Here is an 18,952-nt window from a genome sequence, read left to right as displayed (position 1 = left end):
CGCGCGCCGCAGAACACGCGCACGGTGTCGGCAAGGCGTCAGCGCCCGCCGCCGACTGTGGGACTATCACCCGGTGTTCGCCCTGTCCGAGCGCCGTCGCACGGCAGAGGTCGTACGCCTGGCACCCGGAGTGCGGGTACGCGGGCCGATCGTCTACGTCCCGCACCGCGACCACTTCTTCGCCCTGGACCCGGCGCACGAGGCCGTCGTCCGGCGGCTGAGCGGCCGGCCCGGCCGGGTCGAGGGCGACGAGGTGCGGACGCTGGCCGAGCTGGGCATCTGTGACACCGAGCCGCGGACGCCGCACCGCGCGTTCTTCGGGCGTTCCGTGGTCGGGCGGCTGGACGGGTTGCCGCCGGTCACCGAGCCGCTGGTGGTCAACTGCTTCGCCACCGCCCACTGCCCGCTGCGGTGCACCTACTGCCACGCCGACGACCTCATGACCGGCTACCGCGAGCAGGAGAACGCCCGCTGGCTGGAGCGGGTGCTGCGGGTCGCCGGCGCGACCCCGGCCATGGTCGGCGTGGTCACCGGCGGCGAGCCGCTGGCCCGCGTCGACCGCACCGAGCGGCTGGTCGAGCGGCTCGCGGCCACCGGCAAGGCGGTCGTGCTGGACACCTCCGGCGTCGGTGACCTCGGCCGGATCGTGCCCCTGCTGCACCGCCACCGGGTGCACGTACGCGTCTCGCTGGACAGCGCCGACCCCGCCGTCAACGACGCCCTGCGCCCGGCGAACCGCAGGTTCGTGCCGCTCGGCACGAGCGCGGCGGGTCATGCCCGAGAGGCGATCCGCCAAGCCGTGCGGGCGGGCATCCCGTGCAGCGTGCAGACCGTGGTCACCGCGCGCACCACCTCGGTCGCCGGTCTGCTCGCACTGCGCGACCTGCTCGTCGGGCTCGGCGTGACGACCTGGGTCCTGCACATCGTCGTGCCGGTGGGCAAGGCGGCCGACCCGCGGCGGGCCGCGCTGCTCGCGCCGGCGACCGCGCAGGACGTGCTCGACGAGGTGGTCCGGCGCACCGCCGCCGAGGGGCTGCCCATCGACATCCGGCTCACCGGCACGCACCGGGCGCCCAACTCGACCCTGTTGATCAGCGCCAGGGGCGAGCTGGCGGTGGAGGACGTGGCGCGGAGCGGCAAGAAGACCTTCGTGCTGCCGCGCCTCGGCCTGCGTGGCGCGGTGCTGCGGCACTTCCGCACCCATGTCGATCTGGAGGGGCACGCGAGCCGCTACCTCAACGGGACGCTGGCCGCATACGAGCCGGCGACCGGCGCAGTGCTCACCGCGCCGGCGAGTTGAACGTCCACGCCGCGGCGGTCTCCAGCAACGCCTTCACGCTGGTCTCGTCGCCCTCGGACAGCCTCAGCACCCGCGCCGGGACATAGCCCTCGGCGTCCACCTCGCGCAGCCAGGCGGCGGCCAGGTCGGTGTGGTTGGCGGACTCGAAGACGCTGACGATCTCGGCGGCCGCGGCGAGGCGCCGGCGCACCGCGTATCCGGGCCGGGTCGGCGCGGCGAACCAGGACCGGAACTCGGCGACGGTGGTCGCCCCGGCCAGGTACGCGGTCAGTTCGGTTCCGAGCGCGGTGACGCACAGCTCCGCGTGGTCGTCGACAGTCGCGGGGTGGTGGCCGACGCGCTCCAGCACGGTGGCAGTCATGAGTTCGAAGGTAGCTCCGTACTGCCGGTAGCGCGACCGCCGGACGGACACCTCGTGCTTCATCGGAGAAAAAGGTCGGTCACCCGGGCGGCGAGGTCGTCGAGGACGGGCTTGCCGTCCTCGATCGCCGCGACGAAGGCCGCCCACGAGTCCAGCGGGAAGTCGTCGGTCTCCGGCACCGGCTCGTTGTTGAGGTACCCCGGCAGCAGCAGCGCGTTCTGGAACAGCCAGGGGATGTAGCTGCCCTCCACGTCCCAGCCGGGCAGCTCCCGGGTGCGGTGCAGGTGGCGGCCCAGCTCCTCCTGCGACGACCAGCGCAGCATGTGGGCGTCGTGGCGCAGGCTCTTGATGTACGGGTTGTAGAGATGCCCCGGCCCCAGCCCGAACGTCTGCCGCCACTGTGCCCACAGGATCGCCTCGTCGCGGCCGCCCAGCGTCATGACGTCGTTGGTGGCGCTCTCCAGGAGCATGCTGTTCAGGTACGGCCACAACGTGAGCGGCGTCAGCAGGTTCTTCGCGTCCGTACGCAGCAGCGACTGCAGGATGGGCCAGGCGTTCTTCTCCAGCTCGTCCCACGACGTCAGGTTGGGCACCGCCTTCACCGCCGCCAGCAGGCTGTAGAGCGACGGGTTGTGGTCGCCGTAGAAGGTGCGCGCCACCGACCAGGGATCCGTCGGGCGCAGCAGGGCCTCGGGGGAGTCCATGGCCGGGGGCCGCGTGCTCTGGTCCAGGAACTCCGACAGGCTGACGAAGTCGCGCACCGCGCCGTGGCCGGTGTGGTCGATCCACCGGTCCAGGTCCGCGCGGAACTTCGCCTGGGCGTCGTGGTTGCGGGAGCCGACGTCGTCCACGCAGACCCGGACCTCCACCCCGAGGCGGGCCAGCGCGCCCGCCACGAAGGCCTGCACCATGTGGATCACCGAGGCACGCGCGCGCAGCCGTACCGGCCAGAGCATCCGGATCGGCTGGACCGTCCCGCTGAGCTGGGTCACCCAGCCGAACCGGCGTTCCAGCTGGAGCAACAGTCCCGGGACGTCGCGCGGCGGCAGCGTGCCGGGCTGGGAGACGAGCTGGCGCTCCCAGATGTGGTGGCGCACCCGGTTCTGCAGGCCGGTCGCGCGCGGGGGCACGGGCACCTCGGCCCGCTCGGCCAGCGCCGGGAACAGCCGGTCCGAGTCGACGCCGGGGAAGCACTCCACGGCCGTGCCGGTCCGCTCGCGCAGCCGCTCGGCCGTGCGCAGCGCGGTGGCCGCGTCCGCGTCGCCGAGGGCCCACAGCACCCGCATCGGCCGGGTCCGGGCCAGCGCGGCGGCGATCGTCCCGGCCCAGTCGCTGCTGCCGATCACGCAGACCGTGTCGCCGCGGATCAGGTCGGCGGTGGTGGCCACCAGCGGCGCGTTGTCGGCGATGCGGGCGGGGTCGTGCAGCAGCCGCGGGCCCCGCACGTGCAGGGTCGGCCGCCAGAAGCCGTGCAGGTGGAAGACGCGTACGGCGCCGTCGGAGCCGCCCGTGTGCCCGAAGCTGCCCCGGCTGTCCAGCGGCAGGCTCACCGCCCGCCCGCCGGCGTCCCGGATCGCGATCTCCAGCAGCGGGTCGAAGTTGGTGGTCAGGACCCGGTGGTCGAAGGCCTCCGGGATGCGGGCGAGCAGGTGTCCCAGGGCCTGTACGCCGCGGGGCAGCTGCCACGAGAAGCGGTCGTTCTCCACGCCTTCGCCGATGCCACGCTCCAGGCGCTGGCCCAGTCCGTGCGTGGCCAGCGGCGACTCCATCGGGTCCGGGGCGGCGTACGCCTTGAGCACGGCCTGCTGCGCGATCACGTCGAACGCGTCGCCGGAGACCCAGTCGGTGAACACCCGCCGGTACGCGCGGTACACCTCGATCGGCGGGGCGCCGACGAGCTCGGCCCGCGCCTGGGCCAGGGCCCGCTCCAGCGCCCCGTCGTCGTTGCGGCCCGCGGCGTACCCCTCGGCGATCTCGAGGACGCCGTGCACCCGCGGGATGGCCTTGGCCGTGATGCCCGAGCCGACGAGCAGGGTGATCTGGTCGGCGTCGTGCAGCGCCGAGGTGAGGCGTTCGAGCAGGAGCAGCTCGCCGGGGCTCAGCCCGCCACCCTCCGCTTCCGGCGTCGTCATCGGCCCGCCTGCAGCGACTGCCAGAGCTCGCCGGGGCGCTCGGTGAAGACCTGCCGGGAGGTGTGCCGGCTGGCGATCAGCGCGCCGCGGTCGAGGTACTCCTCGAGCTCCCCGGCCCGCCAGCCGAGGTAGCCGACGAAGACCCGCATCGCGTCCACGCTCTCGGCGACGTCCTCCGGCGTACCCGACAGCTGCAGCGTGCCCAGCCGGTCGCGGACCGGCGTGAACCGCAGCGGCTTGGGGGCGCCCGCGCGCAACAGCGTCACCACGATGTAGCCGTCCTGGGCCACCGGTCCGCCGTGGAACAGCATCACCGGGTTGCGCAGCAGCGGACGCCAGGCGGCGGGGAAGTCTGCCGGGAGGTCGCCCTCGGGGCGGGTGATGCACACGCCGAGGGCACCCGTCTGGTTGTGCCGCAGCACGAGGACCACCCGCTGGCCGAGGTCGTCGTCGACGAACCACGGCGCGGCGTAGAGCACGCTGCCGGCCAGGTTGTGCCGGGGCGCGGCCGCGTTGTGCACCAGCGCGATCTCCCCGCCGGCGTCCCGGGCGCGCAGCTCGGGGCGCTCGTACCCGCGGCGCAGCATGGCCCGGCGTATCGCACGCCAGATGGCGTGCACCGTGAGGGCGGGCGGCATCGCCTCCGGCGGCGGTGGCCGCAGCCCCTCCCGCAACAGCCGGATCAGCTCGCCGGTGAACGCGGTGTAGGCCTCGTCGCGCGGCGCCATGGCGGGCCGGTTGGCGGGTGCGGACACCAGCAGGCAGGTGCCGGCGGTCTCCGCCTTGTCGGCGACCGCGTCGGTGCCGGTGCTGTCCCCGCCCATCTCCGCCCCGGCGCGGCCGGAGTAGCAGCAGTCGAGGATGACGACCCGGCGCCGGGCCCGGGTGTCGGCGACGGCGCGGCGGATCCATTCGTACGGGACGCCGCGCTCGTACGGCACCTCGGGATCGCAGCCGGGCAGGCCGAGGATCAGGTTGTCGTCGTCCGCGTCGACGAGCCCGTGCCCCGCGAAGTACACCAGCAGCAGCCCGTCCCGCTCGGTGGCGGCCGCCGCCTGCCGGATCGCCCGGCTCACCGCCGCCGGATCCTCGGGGTCGGTCAGCACGTGGACGTGCTCCGCGGGCACCCCCCAGAGATCCTCGCTGCGCAGCAGGTCGCCCAGGTCGGTCACGTTGCGCCGGGCAGCGGGCAGCGGGGAGAGCCGGCGGTACGCCGCGACGCCGATCAGCACGACCTGAGAGACGGCCGGGTCTGCCACGTCACTCATGGGTCACTTCTGCTCGTGGTCCTGCAGCTGCTGCAGGGCGTCCGCCAGGGCCTGAGGGTCCTCCGCCTCGATGCGGGTGGTGGTGCCGTCCGCGGCGTTGTGCACGATGGTCACGTGGGGCGAGGGATGGCGCGACTCCCGCCACGAGGCCACGGCGAGCGCGAGCTGGCCGGCGGAGAGCCCGCTGCCGATGACGAGGGTCAGGACGTCCAGCAGGGTGCCCATCGCCTCCGGGTCGTCGCTGCGGGCCCACGCGAGCCGGCCGTCGACGCGTACCCGCTGCTCGCCGCGGAGCCAGCGGTGAAGCGACTCGGCGTCCTCGGTCGACGCGCATTCCAGTCGCAGCTCAACCGGCATGGAGGTCCCTCGCTCATATCGATGCATTTGCTGACGTCGTGGTCTTGCGATACGCGAAAGCTAGCACTCCGCCTCTACCCGGTGACCGGGCGTACCCGTCGGATGGTGTGGCGGGGGGTTAGATTCTTGGGGTGGCCCGCAGAGCGAAGATCCCCGCGACGAAATACCCGGTCGAACGGTTCACCCTCGACAACGGCTTGCGGGTGGTCCTCACGCCCGACCGCAGCGCGCCCGTCGTCGGCGTGGCCGTGGTCTACGACGTCGGCATCCGCTCCGAACCCGAGGGTCGCACCGGCTTCGCCCACCTCTTCGAGCACCTCATGTTCCAGGGGTCGGAAAACCTGGAGAAGCTCGCCCACTTCCGGCACGTGCAGGGCGCGGGCGGCAGCTTCAACGGCTCCACCCACCTGGACTACACCGACTACTTCGAGGTGCTGCCCGCCGGAGCCCTGGAGCGCGCGCTCTTCCTGGAGGCGGACCGGATGCGCGGGCCCCGGCTGACCGAGGAGAACCTGCGCAACCAGGTGGACGTGGTCAAGGAGGAGATCCGGGTCAACGTCCTCAACCGCCCGTACGGCGGCTTCCCCTGGCTGAAGCTGCCCCCGGTGATGTTCGAGACCTTCCCCAACGCGCACGACGGCTACGGCTCCTTCACGGATCTGGAGAGCGCCACCGTCGACGACGCGGCCGAGTTCTTCCGCAAGTACTACGCCTCGGGCAACGCCACGCTCGCGGTGGCCGGAGACTTCGACCTGGCCGCTACCGTCGCGCTCGTCGAGCGCCACTTCGGCGACGTCCCGGCCCGGCCGAAACCGGAGCTGCCCGACTTCTCCGAGCCCGGCCCGGCGGCCGAGCGCCGGGAGAGCTACGTGGACCGGCTCGCCCCGCTGCCGGCCATCGCCGCGGGATGGCGGGTGCCGGATCCCATCGCCGACTTCACCGCCTACCTGCCGTACGTGGTGCTGGCCGAGGTGCTCACCGACGGCGACGCCTCCCGCCTGGTCGAGCGGCTCGTGCAGCGGGACCGGACGGTCACCAGCATCGGCGGCTACCTCGGCTTCATGGGCGACGAATACCAGGTCCGCAACCCGACGGCGCTGCTGCTGCAGGCGCACCTGCCGCCCGGTGGCGACGCGGACAAGGTGTTGCGGGCCGTCGACGAGGAGCTCGACCGGCTCGCCAGCGGCGGCCTCGCGCCGGGCGAGCTGGCCCGCACCCAGGCCCGCATGGCCACGCACCTGCTGCGCGACACCGACGCGGTGCTCGGCCGGGCGCTGCCGATGGCGGTGCTCGAGCTGCAGCGCGGCCGGCCGGAGTTGCTCAACGAGCTGCCCAAGCTGGTCGGCGAGGTCACCGAGGCGCAGATCGTCGCGGCCGCCGCCACCCTGCGGCCCGAGGGCCGCGCCACCGTCGAGGTCGTCCCGGGAGTCGACAAGTGAGCGTCAGGACCCTGCCGGACCTCGTGCCGGATTCCAAGATCAAGCTGCCCCGGCAGGCCGAGCGCACGCTGAGCAGCGGCCTCACGGTCATCGCCATCCGGCGTCCCGCCGTACCCCTGGTCGAGCTGCGGCTGCGGATCCCGTTCGGGCGCTCGCCGCTGGCCCGGGCGACCCTGCTGTCGCAGGCCCTGTTCACCGGCACCGGCACCATGTCCAGCGTCGACATCGCCGCCGAGCTGCAGGCGGTCGGCGGCGGGCTCTCCGCCGGGCTGGACCCCGACCGGCTGCTGATCACCGGCAACTCGCTCGCCTCCGGCCTGGACCGGATGCTGGAGATCCTCGCCGGGGTGCTGACCGACGCGGCGTACCCGGCCGACGAGGTCGCCACCGAACGCGACCGGCTCGTCGACCACATCCAGGTCGCCCAGAGCCAGCCCGGGCACCTGGCCCGGACGGCGCTGCTCAAGCGGATGTACGGCCGGCACCCGTACGCGATCCAGACCCCGGAGCCGGAGCAGGTCAGGGGCGTACGCCCGGCGCAGCTGCGGGCCCTGCACGCCGACCGGGTCCGGCCCGGCGGCGCGGTGCTGGTGCTGGTCGGCGACATCAACGTCGAGAAGGCGATCGACGCGGCGGAGAAGGCCCTCGGCGACTGGATCGGCGCCGGCCGCGACGGCAACGTGCCCGCCACGCCGGCGCTCGAGCCCGGCCCGCTGCTGCTCGTCGACCGGCCCGGCTCGGTGCAGTCCTCGCTGCGCATGGCGCTGCCGGCGGTGCGGCGCACCGATCCCGACTACGCCGCCCTGCAGCTGGCCAACATGGTGTTCGGCGGCTACTTCTCGTCGCGCTGGGTGGAGAACATCCGCGAGGACAAGGGCTACACGTACGGCCCGCACACCGCCATCGAGCACTTCGTCGCGGGTTCGGCGCTGGTGGTGGCGGCCGAGGTGGCCACGGAGGTGACCGGCCCGGCGCTGCTGGAGACCCTGTACGAGCTGGGCCGGATCGCGAGCCTGCCGCCGAGCGATGACGAGCTCGAGCAGGCCCGCCGGTACGCCCTCGGCACGCTGCGGCTGGGCATGTCGACCCAGGCGGGCCTGGCCGGGCTGGCGAGCATCTACGCCAGCTTCGGCCTGCGGCTGGACTACCTCACCGAGCACTCGGCGGCGCTGGCCTCGGCCACGCGCGAGCAGGTGGCCGAGGCGGCCGCGCGCTACCTGGCGCCCGCCCAGGCGGTCACCGTGGTCCTGGGCGACGCGGACCAGGTCGAGAGCCAGCTCGCGACGCTGACGGCAGTCGAGCGCGGCGCCGCGTGAACCCCTCCACCCGGCAACCAGGCGACCAGCCCGACGTCGGCGAGCAGCAGCCGGGCCTCGACGGCCCGCCGCTGGCCCGTACGTCCCTCGACCGCGCGTCGCACCGCAGGCGGGACGAGGACTGGCTCGACGAGGCGTGGAAGACCGGCCTCGTCCTGATCGTGGACATCGCCAAGGGCGGCCGCGCCCTGGTGCGGTACGCGTCCTCGGACGAGCCCGCGCTGGTGCTCGTCGGCGCGGACGCGGCCCCGGAGGGCCAGCGCCTGTTCCTGGGCGTCGACCCGGACGGCGTACCGATCTTCGCCGTCGACGCGCCGCTGCCCGAGGTGGACGGCGCCGAGGCGCACACCCTGCGGGACATCGGCGACCGGCTCGGCCCGCGCGACGCCGGCATCCTCACCACGGCCGCCGCGCTGGGCAACTGGCACGCCAGCCACCGGTATTCGCCCCGCTCCGGGCAGCCCACCACGGTGCTGGAGGCGGGCTGGTCCCGGTCCGACACCCAGGGCACCCAGATGTGGCCCCGCACCGACCCGGCCATGATCGTCCTGGTGCACGACGGCGTCGCCGGTCCGGAGGGCGCCTGCCTGCTCGGCCACAACGTCGCCTGGCCGGCGCAGAGTGGCGTCCGGCGCTTCTCCTGCCTGGCCGGCTACGTCGAGCCAGGGGAGTCCGCCGAGGCCGCGGTCGTCCGCGAGGTCCGCGAGGAGGTCGGCGTCAGGCTGCGGTCGCTGAAGTACGAAGGCAGCCAGTCCTGGCCCTTCCCGGGTTCGCTCATGCTCGGCTTCACCGCCGAGGCGGACAAGGACCAGGACATCGTCGTGGACCCCGAGGAGATCGACGAGGCCCGGTGGTTCACCCGGCGCGAAGTCGCCCAGATGATCGCCGGCGACCACACCGACCCGGAAAGCGGCCTGAAACTCAGCCTGCCGATGCGGTCCTCGATCGCCTTCTACCTGGTCGAGCGCTGGCTGAGCCACACCTGAGCGGCCGCGTCAGGTCCTGGACTGCCGCGGCTATGGTGCTGCGGTGCACGATTCGAGCGGGTCCATCACCCAGTCCGCGCTGGTGGACAGCTTCCTCATCGCTCTCTGGGCGGCGGGAACGATCGTTCCAGTCCTGCTTGGTGCATCGTTGTGGCGGCGTGGACGGCGTGCGACATCGGCTGTCGCGCTCGCCTGGACGTGTGTCTTCGTCGGCGCGGGTCCTCTGGTGTTCGGCCCGACCTCCGTAGACGTCCCGGCACGCCTGTCTGGCCCGGACGAGTACTCCACCGGAAATGCGGCCGAATGGGCGCGCAGCGATGGGCGTTTCAGCACCATCGGCGCGGGAAAGGTGCAGTGCTTCGCGGGCGCGTCCGCCGGCACGGTGGCTTTCCTGGAAAGGAGCGCCCGGGATGCGTTCTATGGTCACCCGGAATTTGTCTGGACGGACCAGAAGTGTCGGTCTACGGCTCGGGTCCGACTGCCAGCCGCCGCAGGTGTGGTTCTTGCCGACCTGGTAGCGATTGCGCTGCTGGTGCGGATTCTGCGGCGGTCCGGCTCGCGTCGCCCTCCTTGCGGCCACCGCCTCCCGCATCCGGGCAGTCAAGGTGACTTCGCGGGAGGCGCAGGCCCCGACTAGTCGCCGGGGCCCGAACGGGGTGAAAGTTCGCTCAACCGGCCACACCCGTGCCGGCAAGGCGCTCCTTGACCTGGGTGATCGACGGGTTGGTCAGGGCCGTGCCGTCGTCGAAGAGCATCGTCGGGACCGTCTGGTTGCCGCCGTTGACGCTCATCACGAACTCGGCGGCCTTCGGGTCCTGCTCGATGTCGACGACGACGTACGCGATGCCTTCCCGGTCGAGCTGCGACTTCAGCCGGTGGCAGTACCCACACCAGGGCGTCGAGTACATGGTCAACATCGGTTCGGTCCCTTCGACAGAGGTCACATTGGCACTGTGCCATCCGATCAAACGTCGGACCTGGGTGCCATGATTCCCGGTTGTGACAGCGGAACGGGTTCTTGCCGGGCTCGACCCCGACCAGCGGCGGGCGGTGACCGCCCCCGCCGGGCCAGTCTGCATCCTCGCCGGCGCCGGCACGGGCAAGACCAGGGCTATCACCCACCGCATCGCCTATCGGACGCTGTCCGGCGAGATCAGCCCCCGGCATGTGCTGGCCGTCACCTTCACCGCGCGCGCCGCGGCCGAGATGCGCGCCCGGCTGACCGGCCTGGGCGCCGGCCGGGTCCAGGCCCGCACCTTCCACGCCGCCGCCCTGCGCCAGGTGCGCTACTTCGCGCCGCGGCTGCTGGAGGGCCGGGCGATGCCCGAGCTGGTCGAGAGCAAGGCCCGCCTGGTCGCGCTGGCCGCCGCCCGGGCCGGGGTGCGCGCCGACCGCACCGCCGCGCGCGACCTGGCCAGCGAGATCGAATGGGCCAAGTCCTCGCTGGTCGAGCCGGGGGAGTACGTGGTCGCCGCGACCAAGGCGCTGCGCGAGCCGCCGTACGAGGCCGCCAAGGTCGCGGAGATCTTCGCCGCGTACGAGTCGCTCAAGCGGCGCCAGGGCGTGATCGACTTCGAGGACATGCTGCGCGCCGCGGTCTGGGGCATCGAGGAGCACCCGGACGTCGCCGAGCAGGTCCGCGCGCAGTACAGGCACTTCGTCGTGGACGAGTACCAGGACGTCAACCCGCTGCAGCAACGCCTGCTGGAGGCCTGGCTCGGCGGCCGCGACGACCTCACCGTGGTCGGGGACGCCAGCCAGACCATCTACTCCTTCACCGGCGCCACGTCGTCCTACCTCGTCGACTTCCCGCGGCAGCGCCGCGAGGCCGTGGTCGTGCGCCTGGTCCGCGACTACCGCTCCACCCCGCAGGTGGTCGGCCTCGCCAACGCGGTGATCAAGCAGGCCCGGGGCACCGAGGCGAGGCTCCGGCTGGAGCTGGTCGGTCAGCGGCCGCCCGGCGCCGAGCCCGATCTCAAGATCTTCCCGGACGAGCCCGCCGAGGCGGTCGCCGTGGCCCGCCGCTGCCGCGAGCTGATCGCCGCCGGCACCCCGGCCAGCGAGATCGCCGTGCTGTTCCGGACCAACGCGCAGTCCGAGACCTACGAGAAGGCGCTCGCCGAGGCCGAGGTGCCGTACGTGGTGCGCGGCGCGGAGCGGTTCTTCGAGCGCGCGGAGGTGCGCCAGGCGATGGTCGCGCTGCGCGCGGCCGTGCGCTCCACGCCGGGGGAGACCCCGCTGGTCCAGGCCGTCGTGGACGCCCTCGCGGCGACGGGCTGGGTCCGCGACCGCCCCCCGCCGGGTGGGGCGCAGCGTGAGCAGTGGGAGGCACTCGCGGCGATCGTCACCCTCGCCGAGGAGTACGAGAGCAGCCCGGCCCTGCTGCCCATCGGCCAGGCCGGCGCGGTGCAGCGCGACGTCTCGCTCTCCGCCTTCAACGAGGAGCTGGCCCGCCGCGCCGAGCAACAGCACGCACCGACCGTCGAGGGGGTCACGCTCGCCTCGCTGCACTCCGCCAAGGGCCTCGAGTGGGACGCGGTCTTCCTGGTCGGGCTCGCCGACGGCACGCTGCCCACCACGTACGCCAAGACGCCCGACCAGCTCGAGGAGGAACGCCGCCTGCTCTACGTCGGCGTCACCCGGGCCCGGCAGTGGCTCTGGCTGTCGTACGGGCAGTCGCGGGCCCCGGGCGGGCGCACCCGGCGCCCCTGCCGGTTCCTGCCCCAGCTGGGCACCACCCAGCACCGCACCTTCGAGAAGGCCGGGCCGGCGAGTCGGAAAACCGTCAATCGACGTACGCAGGTGGTCTCCTGCCGGATCTGCGGCGCCACGCTGCTGGCCGGCGCCGACCGCAAGCTCGGCCGCTGCCCGACCTGTCCGTCCGACCTGGACGAGGACCTGTACGAGCGCCTCCAGGTGTGGCGCGCGCACACCGCCGCGGAGCAGAAAGTCCCTGCGTACGTGGTGTTCACCGACGCCACGATCGTGGCCATCGCGGAGCGCCGGCCGAGCACGCCGCCGGAGCTGCTGGCCATCGCCGGAATCGGCCCCCGCAAGCTCGGCCAGTACGGCGCCGCCGTCTTCGCTCTGGTCGGCGGCGCCAGCCCCGCAGAGCTCGTCGCAGAAAACTTTGAAAACTAGTCCGTTAATTCGTTTGCCCTCCCTTGCAGGGACGGCATAGCCTCAGGTCACACCTCGGCGAGCGCATGCTCGACGAGGCCCGACAACGAGCGCTAGGCGATGGAGGAGGTGGCACCGATGAGGCTCAGCAACACGATCGAACGACCGTCGATGCTGCTTGCTGCCGTCAGCGCTCCGTCCGCTTCGTGGCTGCCCGTGTGCGCCCCGGTGGCGACGTCCGTCCTCCCGACGGCGTATGTCCCCGTGGCGACCCCGGCGGCGGAGCGGGCCCCGGCTTCGCAGGCGCACCAGGTCCAGATCCAGGCCGAGCTGGTCCGGATTCCGGTGACCGTCGACGGAAGCAACGGGACCAGTGGGTTCGTGGGCAGCAACGGCATCGCCATGAAGCGTCAGCTGACGGATGGTGCCCGCGGTGTCCCGCCTCGAGGAAGGCCGGTCTGAGCGATCAGACCTCCGGCTCACCTCGAGGCCGCGGAACCCGTAACCGGGATCCGCGGCCTTAATTTTTTGCCGGCCCACCGGCCGGAGTGACAAGCACCACCGATCCAGAAGATCGAGAGAAAGAGAGAGGTGACCGGGCTTTATGAGTCTGGCGCTGGCCCCGCTCGACGTGAGCGTCGAGATCGAGGCAAACCTGCCCTGTCGGAAGTTCGACCCGGACCTGTGGTTCTCGGACTCCCCGGCCCAGCTGGAACTGGCCAAGTCGCTCTGCGGGGACTGCCCGCTGCGCGTCGAGTGCCTGGCCGGCGCGGTCGAGCGGAGCGAGCCCTGGGGCGTCTGGGGCGGCGAGATCTTCGAGCGCGGCGCGGTCGTGCCGCGCAAGCGGCCCCGGGGCCGTCCCCGCAAGGTCGACATCGCCCGCGACGCCGAGCTGGCGGTCGAGGTGGAGGAGCGGCTCGCGGCCAACGGCCTCGAGAGCCGCAGCTCGGTCCGACTGGCGGCATGACATGACCCTCACCACCCCCTACCGGAAGACGGAAAACGTAGCCATGACCTCGCACGCAAGCCCCAAGGTAAGACTCATCCAAGAAGCGCTCTCACGAGCACGAATGCGTCGGCCTCAGGCCGACCATCACCCTGAGGCTCACCGTCCCGCCCGCCAGATCGCCATGGAGGCCCGTCACCGGGCCGCCCGGGAACTGGGTGGACGCCTCTGACCGACTGAATCTCACGGCCCCGTCCGCAGTCCTGCGGGCGGGGCCCTTCCCTTCCTGCCCTACCCGAGCTGATCGCTGTTCCCGCCGCCATCCGGCCAAGCCGCCCCGGGTTTCCGGCGTCCCGTTCCTGCTCTTCACCTGGGCAAGCCGAGTTTTGGTGCGGTCTCATTCGACCCGGCTGAGCGCCGCGCTCTCGTTTGGCTGAGCCGAGTTCTGTTTGCGCTCTGGTCTGGCCGGGCTGGGCCTGGTTTGCGCTCTGGTCTGGCCGGGCTGGGCCTGGTTTGCGCTCTGGTCTGGCCGGGGTGAGCCTGGTTTGCGCTCTGGTCTGGCCGGGCTGGGCCTGGTTTGCGCTCTGGTCTGGCCGGGCTGGGCCTGGTTTGCGCTCTGGTCTGGCCGGGGTGAGCCTGGTCTGCGTTCTCGTCTGGCCGCGGCGAGCCCTGCCCCGCCTCTTCTGCGCGTGCTGTGCCCCATTCCCGCGAGCTCGGCGTGTCGGCGCGGGACCGGGATGCCCGTCACTCCGCCGGGGCGAAGCCCGGCAGCCACTCCTCGAGGATCGCGCGATAGGGCGCCTGTGCCTCCAGCTGGCAGAGGACGCCGATCGAGCCCAGCGTCACCCGGTGGATCAGCAGGTAGGACGGTGGCAGGTTGAGCTTGCGGCTGAGCTGGAAGGCCGGCGAGCGGGGACTCGACAGACGCGTCGCCTCGGAGCGGATCCAGCTGCGGGTGAAACGGAACTCCTCCACCGCGACCGGCTCGATCATCGGGCGCAGGAACGCGAGGACCGCCTGGGCGTCGAGCTCGTCGTCCGGCTTGATGAAGCCCTCGTCCCGCAGCCCGTCGGCCACCGCGTCGGCGTCGCCGTCGAGGGCCAGGCGCACCAGGCGGCCGATCGGCTCGGGATGGCCGTCCGGCAGCCGGGCCACCGCACCGAAGTCGATGACTCCCAGCCGGCCGTCGGGCAAAATCCGGAAGTTGCCCGGGTGCGGGTCCGCGTGCAACAGGCCGGCCCGGGCGGGCGCCGAGAAGTGCAGCGTCGCCATCAGGCGGCCGGCCTCGTCGCGCTCGGCCACCGTGCCGTCGCTGATGACCTTGGACAGCGGCGTGCCCTCGACCCACTCGGTCACCAGCACCCGGGGCGCCGAGGCGACGACCCGCGGGACGAAGATCTCCGGGTCGTCGGCGTACGCGGCGGCGAACACCTTCTGCGCCTCCGCCTCCATCGCGTAGTCGAGCTCCTCGGTGATCCGCTCGCGCAACTCGGTGAGCAGCGGCTTCATGTCGATGCCCGGCTGGATGATCTTGAACATCCCGGCCAGCCGGCCCAGCTGCCTGAGGTCCGCGAGCAGTGCCTCGCCGGCCCCCGGATACTGCACCTTCACGGCCACGGCCAGCGTCTTCGGCTTGGCGCCCTTCCGGGAGGGCGGCAGCTTCCAGAGCGCCTTGTGCACCTGCCCGATGCTGGCCGCGGCCGCCGGGCTGTCGTCGAACTCGGCGAACTTGTCCCGCCAGTCCGCCCCGAGCTGCTCGGCCAGCGCCTTGTGCACACTGGCCACCGGCATCGGCGGTGCCGCCTCCTGCAGCTTGGTCAGCGCCTGCCGGTACGGCCCGGCCATCTCCTCGGGCATCGCCGCCTCGAACACCGACAGCGCCTGCCCGAACTTCATCGCCCCGCCCTTGAGCTGGCCCAGGACGCTGAAGAGCTGCTCGGCGGTGCGCTGCTGGATATCGGCGGAGATGACGTCGGTGGCGATCCCGGTCACCCGCTTGCCGAGCCCCAGCACGGTGCGCCCGGCGAAGCCGAGGGGCAGGGCGGCAAGCTTCGCGGTCCGGGACGCCGCACGACGCGGGATGTCGGTCACCAGATCATTGTGCCCGGCTCGGCGGCGTTCGACCGCCCCGCGCGGGCCGACCGCGACTTCCTACACAGAAACAACACGGATGCGAGACCCAGCTCCGCCGCCGCAGCCGCCCCGGCGCACCGATCTCGATCTCGGCCCCCCGCGTCGCCGGCACCAGCCCGTCCACGAAGTCGAGCACCTGCGCGACGGCGTACGCGGTGGCGGCGAGCACCGTGGCAGCCGCACAGGGCTCGCCGTCCCGGGGATCGGGCACGGGCCGGCCGGCGTCCGGGTTGCGGTCCCGGCGGTGCAGGTCCAGACAGTTCAGGCAGGGCCCGCCGACGCCGGGAACCAGCGGTCCGACCACGGCCGCGGCCTCTCGGATCCCGACCGCCAGGTGCGGCTGGCGGCGCTGGGCGTACCCGGCGGCCAGCAGCGCGACGGGCTGATCGTGGTCGAGCTGGACGACCAGGTCGGCGCGGCCGTGATGGATCGCCCGGGTCCCGGTCGAGGGAACGGCGAGCAGGACGGCTGCGGTAGCGGCCGCGCTCCTGGGCGTGCCGAGCGAAGCATCCCGCAGCGGACCGGCGATCCGGTCCTGGCGGGTGACGGCGCCGGAGAGGTCGGCATGGACATGTCCGATCCCCGACTCGGCCAGCCCGACCGCGATCCCCGCCCCGAGCCGCCCGCGACCCCGCACGACGATCCGAGCCGCCCGCCGCCGACGCAGAATGTCGGCGACTGAGGTGCCCGCCCCACGGTCGTGGTGCGCCGCGGAACCACCCCGTGAGCCCGGAGCATAGAAACGCGCGGACGCCCCTGCCGGATCCGCTGCCGGATCCGCCGCCGGTCGTGCGGCCGTTCCGCTGCACTCTGTGACAAGCGTCGACGTGGGTGTTGCACCCCGGTCCGCGGCCTGAAGTGGATCCGGGGGCAGTCCACGCTGGTGCTCGACCTCGGGCAGGACCGCGGGGCCTGCGGGTGTTCCACGCCGGTCGGCTTGGGGTGGGCTCGCAGGCGCTCCACCGTTGTCTGCGGCCTCGGGTGGACCTGTGGGTGTTACACCCCGGTGGTCGGCGTGGGATGGGCTTGTGGGCGTGCCGGGGTGGTCAGCCTCTGACGGGCTTGCGGACGGTCCGCTTCGGCTCGGGAGCCGAGATGGGCTCCCAGGCCGGCAGCTTCGGGCCGGATGTGACGGGCTCGCGGGCGGTCCGCTCCGGGGCGGGAGCCGGGGTGATGCAGCGGGTAGCTCCGCCGGGTCGGCGATGAGTGGCGGACCGGCGGGTGCTCTGGTGGGGTCGGGTGCCAGGACCAGGGCGGCAGCCTCGCCGGACAGTCGCTCGGCGTCGGAGCCGCACGGGTAGAGGGCGTTTGCCGACACCACCAGCCCGGCGCGGGACAGGGAGTCGAGGAGGGCCTCGGCGTCGGCGGGAGCAGCGCCCAGGCGGGCCGCGCGGCGCAGGACCTCTCGCTGCGAGCGGGAGCCGTCCAGCAGGGTGAGCAGACGCGCGGCGGCCGGATCGGGCAGATCGATGAGCACGGCCCGGACAGTGCGGAAGCCCAGTTGGAGGGTGGAGGTGCCGCGCCAGGCGCGGAGGAGGCCGGGGAGCAAGGTCGGGCGGGATAGGGGGAGACCGCTCATGCATGACAGGTTGTCACGGCCTCAACTCGGAGCGAGTTGGTTATCCACAGGCTCTCGTACGCAGGCCCTCGGTTGTCCACAAGCTGGGGCGAGTTATCCACAGGGCCTGGGAAGCGGTGGATAACTACTCAACGTTGCGGAGCGAACACGGGTTACGACTCGTGTGGGTGAACCGGGAGTTCCGGGCTACCACCGCGGAGCGGTAGGCGGGCCGGAGCGGCCCGCGGTAAGGCGGTGAGGCTGAGCGGCCGGGGTGGGGCCGTCGATGGCGGGCCGTTGTGGGGCCGGCGGTTGCCGAGGGGCGCTCGGTTGCTGACGGGGCCGACGGTTGGTCACGGGTCCCGCAGTGTCCTGGGCCCGCAGTGTCCTGGGCCCGCAGTGTCCTGGGCCCGCAGTGTCCTGGGCCCGCAGTGTCCTGGGCCCGCAGTGTCCTGGGCCTGCAGTTGGCCGGGGCCCGCAGTGCCCTGGGCCCGCAGTTGGCCGAAGCCCGCTGTTGGTGACGAGGCCTGCGTTCTGGATGGTGCGCAGTGGCGACGGGCGGGCAGGAACGAAGGCGGGGGCGGCCGTGGGCCGCCCCCGCCTTCCGTGGCATCCGGTCAGGCCTTGGCCTTGCCCAGGATGCGGTTGACCGTCGTGCCGCAGACCGGGCACTTGCCCTTGGCCATGTTCATGCCGGTCTTCGAGACCTCGACGGTGCCCTGGAAGTCGCGCTTCTCTTTGCACTTCACGCAGTAGCCGTTGTAGGTGTTGTCGGCCACGGTTCCTCCTCGTCATGTTGTCGGCCGGGTCGGCCCGATGCCCCGGATGCGGTCAGGTCGGTGACCTGGACCCTGCCCGGGGCCCTGCTCGCGGCGACAGGCCGCGATCTGTGTTCGGCGCTGGACCGCTCCGCGACCACGTGGATGTGGCCACCCGCTCGGGGCGGTCACTACCCAGGTCCGGCCATTTCCATGTCAGCGCAGCGTCGGCGGTGACGTCGACGTCGTGAGTGTGCCGGTCGACATGACCCTTTTTGGGCAGATGCGTACGGACACGCCGACGAATTACTTCACAGCGGGAGAAAAGGGATGTTCAGCTTGGAACAGGTCAGGCGCGCGGTGCGTTCGGAGCGGTGGCGCGCTGTAAGCGGGCCGACGCCTCGCGGTGGCACCCCTCGGAGTTCGAGCGGTGCCCCGAGGCCGTGAGCCGAGGATGCCGTCGGGCATGGCAGGGCTGCCGCGATGAGAGGATGGCGCCGAGGTTTGAGGGGCGTCGAGCGGGTGACTTGGGAAGGGTGTAGCGTGCCCGTTCGGCGCTGCTGTGTTGCGGGCATGCAAAATAATTTCGGATCTTCTGGGGCGAAGCTCACATTTTGGGCGCGTGTCGTTTGGCGTACCCTTGCGGCGACCTGGGCCTGACCGATTAACGTCGCAATGTGAACCCTAGTCTGGGCCGCGCGAGCCGGTGATGGCGAGGACGCGCAAGCCTGTCGTCGAAGTGCGGCGCAGCCAGCGCCGTCGTCGCACGGTGTCCGCGTATCGCGAGGGCGAGCGGGTTGTCGTCCTCATCCCCGACCGGTTCTCCCGGGCGGAGGAGACCGAGTGGGTCGCGCGGATGCTCGCCCGGCTTGCCGCCCGGGAGGAGCGCGTCCGGCATACGGACAACGAGCTGCTCGGGCGGGCGCACAAGCTGATCGCTCGGTATCTGAGTGACCACGCCCGCGACGTCAACCCGGTGAGCGTGCGCTGGGTGACCAACCAGAACGGCCGCTGGGGATCCTGTACGCCCGACGACGGCACGATCCGCATCTCGCACCGCATCCAGGAGATGCCGGACTGGGTGATCGACTACGTGCTGCTGCACGAGCTGGCCCATCTGGTCGTGCCCAGCCACAACGCCGCGTTCTGGGAGCTGGTCAGCCGCTACCCCAAGGCCGAACGGGCCCGCGGATACCTGGAGGGCATCTCCGCCGCCACGGGCCTCGTGCTCGCGGACTGACCCCGTCGCGCCCGGGAGAAGGCGGATCCTGGGTCGCG

The 18,952-nt window shown here is 72.4% G+C and carries 17 protein-coding genes; 9 read left to right on the top strand and 8 right to left on the bottom strand.

What is annotated here, in order from left to right; genetic code table 11:
• Nucleotides 1–73: 73 nt before the first annotated feature.
• The gene (locus IEY99_RS01880) at nucleotides 74–1,300 is read left to right on the top strand and encodes a radical SAM protein (RefSeq protein WP_189198903.1); all 1,227 of its coding nucleotides are present in this window, start codon (nucleotides 74–76) and stop codon (nucleotides 1,298–1,300) included.
• On the opposite strand, the gene IEY99_RS01875 is transcribed toward IEY99_RS01880, so the two are convergent.
• The 4 genes from IEY99_RS01875 to IEY99_RS01860 are packed head-to-tail and all read right to left on the bottom strand — an operon-like array spanning nucleotide 1,281 to nucleotide 5,418.
• Nucleotides 1,281–1,661 (bottom strand): hypothetical protein, encoded by a 381-nt coding sequence (locus IEY99_RS01875; RefSeq protein ID WP_189198902.1) that lies wholly within the window; start codon nucleotides 1,659–1,661, stop codon nucleotides 1,281–1,283. The genes IEY99_RS01880 and IEY99_RS01875 overlap by 20 nt on opposite strands.
• A gap of 59 nt (nucleotides 1,662–1,720) precedes the next feature.
• Nucleotides 1,721–3,793 carry an SIR2 family protein gene (locus IEY99_RS01870; RefSeq protein WP_189198901.1) on the bottom strand — a complete coding sequence of 691 codons (2,073 nt, stop codon included), beginning with the start codon at nucleotides 3,791–3,793 and terminating at the stop codon, nucleotides 1,721–1,723.
• Nucleotides 3,790–5,061, bottom strand: coding sequence for a YqgE/AlgH family protein (locus IEY99_RS01865; protein ID WP_189198900.1), 1,272 nt, complete (start codon nucleotides 5,059–5,061; stop codon nucleotides 3,790–3,792). Before IEY99_RS01865 ends, IEY99_RS01870 begins: the two co-directional genes overlap by 4 nt.
• 3 nt (nucleotides 5,062–5,064) lie before the next feature.
• Nucleotides 5,065–5,418, bottom strand: coding sequence for an effector-associated constant component EACC1 (locus IEY99_RS01860; RefSeq protein ID WP_189198899.1), 354 nt, complete (start codon nucleotides 5,416–5,418; stop codon nucleotides 5,065–5,067).
• A 131-nt stretch (nucleotides 5,419–5,549) separates the two neighbouring features.
• On the opposite strand from IEY99_RS01860, the gene IEY99_RS01855 reads away from it, so the two are divergent.
• From IEY99_RS01855 to IEY99_RS01840, 4 genes are read left to right on the top strand one after another with little or no spacing between them, the layout of a single operon-like run.
• Nucleotides 5,550–6,857 carry a M16 family metallopeptidase gene (locus IEY99_RS01855; RefSeq protein WP_189198898.1) on the top strand — a complete coding sequence of 436 codons (1,308 nt, stop codon included), beginning with the start codon at nucleotides 5,550–5,552 and terminating at the stop codon, nucleotides 6,855–6,857.
• Nucleotides 6,854–8,173 carry a M16 family metallopeptidase gene (locus tag IEY99_RS01850; RefSeq protein ID WP_189198897.1) on the top strand — a complete coding sequence of 440 codons (1,320 nt, stop codon included), beginning with the start codon at nucleotides 6,854–6,856 and terminating at the stop codon, nucleotides 8,171–8,173. The genes IEY99_RS01855 and IEY99_RS01850 overlap by 4 nt, the downstream gene beginning before the upstream one ends.
• The gene (gene nudC, locus IEY99_RS01845) at nucleotides 8,170–9,159 is read left to right on the top strand and encodes an NAD(+) diphosphatase (protein ID WP_189198896.1); all 990 of its coding nucleotides are present in this window, start codon (nucleotides 8,170–8,172) and stop codon (nucleotides 9,157–9,159) included. Before IEY99_RS01850 ends, nudC begins: the two co-directional genes overlap by 4 nt.
• A 43-nt stretch (nucleotides 9,160–9,202) precedes the next feature.
• Entirely contained in the window at nucleotides 9,203–9,796 is a 594-nt protein-coding gene (locus IEY99_RS01840; protein ID WP_189198895.1) for a hypothetical protein, read from the top strand.
• A 31-nt stretch (nucleotides 9,797–9,827) separates the two neighbouring features.
• On the opposite strand, the gene IEY99_RS01835 is transcribed toward IEY99_RS01840, so the two are convergent.
• Nucleotides 9,828–10,076: a mycoredoxin gene (locus IEY99_RS01835; RefSeq protein ID WP_189200525.1), complete on the bottom strand. Its 249-nt coding sequence runs from the start codon at nucleotides 10,074–10,076 to the stop codon at nucleotides 9,828–9,830.
• Between the two features lie 82 nt (nucleotides 10,077–10,158).
• Between IEY99_RS01835 and IEY99_RS01830 the strand changes: the two genes are divergently transcribed.
• The 3 genes from IEY99_RS01830 (at nucleotide 10,159) to IEY99_RS01820 (ending at nucleotide 13,246) form a co-directional block, all read left to right on the top strand.
• Complete coding sequence (locus IEY99_RS01830) at nucleotides 10,159–12,300, top strand: ATP-dependent DNA helicase UvrD2 (RefSeq protein WP_189198894.1); 2,142 nt, start codon at nucleotides 10,159–10,161, stop codon at nucleotides 12,298–12,300.
• Nucleotides 12,301–12,417: 117 nt separating this feature from the next.
• Nucleotides 12,418–12,741, top strand: coding sequence for a hypothetical protein (locus IEY99_RS01825; RefSeq protein WP_189198893.1), 324 nt, complete (start codon nucleotides 12,418–12,420; stop codon nucleotides 12,739–12,741).
• 142 nt (nucleotides 12,742–12,883) lie between these two features.
• The gene (locus IEY99_RS01820) at nucleotides 12,884–13,246 is read left to right on the top strand and encodes a WhiB family transcriptional regulator (RefSeq protein ID WP_189198892.1); all 363 of its coding nucleotides are present in this window, start codon (nucleotides 12,884–12,886) and stop codon (nucleotides 13,244–13,246) included.
• Nucleotides 13,247–13,969: 723 nt separating this feature from the next.
• Here the strand turns inward: IEY99_RS01820 and IEY99_RS01815 are convergent.
• The 3 genes from IEY99_RS01815 to IEY99_RS01805 all read right to left on the bottom strand — a co-directional run bounded on the left by IEY99_RS01815 (nucleotide 13,970) and on the right by IEY99_RS01805 (nucleotide 17,695).
• On the bottom strand, nucleotides 13,970–15,316 hold the full coding sequence (locus IEY99_RS01815) for an ABC1 kinase family protein (protein ID WP_189198891.1): 1,347 nt from the start codon (nucleotides 15,314–15,316) through the stop codon (nucleotides 13,970–13,972).
• A gap of 4 nt (nucleotides 15,317–15,320) precedes the next feature.
• Entirely contained in the window at nucleotides 15,321–15,995 is a 675-nt protein-coding gene (locus IEY99_RS01810) for a hypothetical protein (RefSeq protein WP_189198890.1), read from the bottom strand.
• A 1,538-nt stretch (nucleotides 15,996–17,533) separates the two neighbouring features.
• Nucleotides 17,534–17,695, bottom strand: coding sequence for a DUF5679 domain-containing protein (locus tag IEY99_RS01805; protein ID WP_015625326.1), 162 nt, complete (start codon nucleotides 17,693–17,695; stop codon nucleotides 17,534–17,536).
• A 688-nt stretch (nucleotides 17,696–18,383) separates the two neighbouring features.
• Here IEY99_RS01805 and IEY99_RS01800 point away from each other — a divergent pair.
• On the top strand, nucleotides 18,384–18,914 hold the full coding sequence (locus IEY99_RS01800) for a M48 metallopeptidase family protein (RefSeq protein WP_189198889.1): 531 nt from the start codon (nucleotides 18,384–18,386) through the stop codon (nucleotides 18,912–18,914).
• Nucleotides 18,915–18,952: the final 38 nt, after the last annotated feature.

Origin of the sequence: Couchioplanes azureus (genome assembly GCF_014648355.1) — a bacterium.
Classification (GTDB): Bacteria; Actinomycetota; Actinomycetes; order Mycobacteriales; family Micromonosporaceae; genus Actinoplanes; species Actinoplanes azureus.
This window is presented reverse-complemented; position numbering and strand designations above follow the sequence as displayed.